At 42.6% G+C, this 714-nt stretch carries 1 protein-coding gene; it reads left to right on the top strand.

Annotation, left to right across the window (positions count from 1 at the left end; all coding sequences use genetic code 11):
• Positions 1 to 111 precede the first annotated feature (111 nt).
• A partial coding sequence (locus tag L0951_RS13655; protein WP_234111812.1) for a transposase occupies positions 112 to 714 on the top strand: 603 nt, incomplete at its 3' end.

Raw genomic sequence — 714 nt, 5'->3', positions numbered from 1 at the left:
TAGTCTCTCCTTAAAACGCCATCAACATATTGACAATCAATAAATTAATTGTAATTTTTCTTGTTTTTCTTTGCAGGATTTTGTATATTTGAGCATTAAAACCTTGCAAATATGTTGGGGAGAAATCCAAAAAAGCAGCCAGAATTATTCCGCCCGATGTTGGTGGACTTCATTGATGACAAACACGAACTTGTTCTACTTTCCGAGAATATAGACTGGGATTATTTTGAGGAAGAATTCTCTCCGCTATATTCCAAAACAGGCAATCCGAGCCACCCTATCCGCTTTATGGTGGGCTGTCTGCTGCTGAAAAACCTTTATAATTTGGGAGATGAGACCCTTGCTTCCGCTTGGATCATGAACCCCTACATGCAGCATTTTTGCGGGAGGGTTTTCTTTGAGCACCAGTTTCCCTGCGATCCGAGTAATTTTGTCCACTTCAGAAAAAGAATTGGTGAAGAAGGGATTGAAAAGATATTTTCCTACAGCGTAAGGATGCACGACGCAAAGACCAAGACATCGAACTTCGTGTTGTCCGACACTACCGTTCAGGAGAACAACACCACTTTTCCCACCGATGCGAAACTTTGCAAGAAAGTGATCGACTACTGCAACAAAATAGCCGAAAACGAAGGCGTAAAGCAGAGGCAGAGATACACGAAAGTCAGCAAGCAACTGGTGCGCAACACCTACAACGGCAAACATCCCAAACGT

This window comes from Chryseobacterium sp. R2A-55 (genome assembly GCF_021401085.1).
GTDB lineage: Bacteria > Bacteroidota > Bacteroidia > Flavobacteriales > Weeksellaceae > Kaistella.
This window is presented reverse-complemented; position numbering and strand designations above follow the sequence as displayed.